Here is a 1,545-nt window from a genome sequence, read left to right as displayed (position 1 = left end):
CGTCGAGCAGGCGGCGCAGTTGCATCCGATCCGACGAACCCGTCAGCAACGTCTGGTATTCGAGATGGCCGGACCGCAGGCGAACCGGCGCGATCCGCAGCGGCTCCGCCAGCAGCACGCCAGGCATTCGCCGGACCTCCTGCACAACCCGCGCCGGCAGCGGCTCGACGAACTGAACCACGGCGTCCGCGCGCTCCGAGGCGGCGAATTGCACGTCGACGACATAATCGAGAGCATCCGTCCAGAACAGGCCCATCAGCACGAGCGGCGCGGCGACGACCAATCCGAGCAATGTCACGCCGGTTCGAAGCGGATGATCGCCGGCTCCCCGCGCCGCGATTTTCCAGCGGGACGGCGCCCGGGAAAGGATTGTGGCGAAGTGCGCGGAATAAACCGCCGGCGCGGCGGGCCTCATCGCTTCCGCCGGCCGGAGCCGGGCCACGGAGCGAACGGCTCCCATCGCGCCGCCAAGGCCGCTGAACAGCGCGATCCCGGTCGCGACGATCGGGGCCCAGGCCGCCAAATCGTATTCGAGTTCCGGAAAACGGAAGAAGGGCCGGTAGCTGAACAGCATCACATGGCCGAGCGCAACGCCCACGGCGACGCCCAGAGCCACGCCCGGAAGGACGATCAGCGCCGCGAATTTGGCGAAATGATGCGTGATCTCACGGTCATAGCCAAGCGCCTTCAGCGCGGCGATCTGCTCGCGTTGCGTGGCGACGAGGCGTCCCATCACTACATGGAGCAGAAAGGCCGAAATCAACAGGAAGATCGGGGGTATCGTCGCGGCCATGGTTCCCTGCTGGCGCAACTCGTCCTGCAGGAAGCGGTGAGACAATTGCAGGCTGCGATCATGGGCGACCATGCCGCCCCAGCGCTCGAGCAAGGCGTCCATCGCCGACAGAATCGCCGGCATATTGGCGCCCGGCGCCACGAGCAACACGACGTCGTTGAAGACTCCTTCCATGGCGAAGGCGTGGGCCAGGACCTCGCGGGAGACGTAAAACACGCCGAATCTCCTGTCGTCGGGCAGCGGCTCGCCCGGCCCGGTCGAAAACACATATTCCGGCGACAGGACCGTTCCGACGATGCGGAAACTCTGCCTGCGGCCGTTCAGGAGCGCGGAGACGCGGTCGCCGGGCCCCAACCGGTTGGCTTCGGCGAAAGCCTGGGTGACGAGGATCTCCGCGGGAATAGCGGGGTCAAGGCCGCGCCCGCTGACGATGTGCAGGCGATTGATCTGCGGTTCGTCGCCGGCGGCGAGCGCGATCATGCGCCCGGAAACCGGCAGCGAGGCGCCTTCGACGCCGATCGTCACGTCCTGAACCAGCCGCGGCTCGACCTGGGTCACGCCAGGAATTTCGGCGATGCGCGCGGCCACCGAAAGCGGCGCCCGCTTCAGGCTGGCAAAGGCGTCGGCGAAACGGCTTTCGCGATAATAATTCCGCTGCGACGTCACCAGCGATTGGTAGGCGCTCAGCGAGGAGATGAAAACCGCGACGCCCGAGGCCAGGACGAGCGCGATCGTGATCGCCTGTCCGGCCA

At 66.7% G+C, this 1,545-nt stretch carries 1 protein-coding gene; it reads right to left on the bottom strand.

Annotation, left to right across the window (positions count from 1 at the left end; translation table 11 throughout):
* The coding region (locus ACE3S9_RS19440) for an ABC transporter permease (RefSeq protein ID WP_374548123.1) at positions 1–1,545 on the bottom strand (1,545 nt) is incomplete at both ends.

Origin of the sequence: Rhodoblastus sp. (genome assembly GCF_041915505.1) — a bacterium.
Classification (GTDB): Bacteria; Pseudomonadota; Alphaproteobacteria; order Rhizobiales; family Beijerinckiaceae; genus Rhodoblastus.
This window is presented reverse-complemented; position numbering and strand designations above follow the sequence as displayed.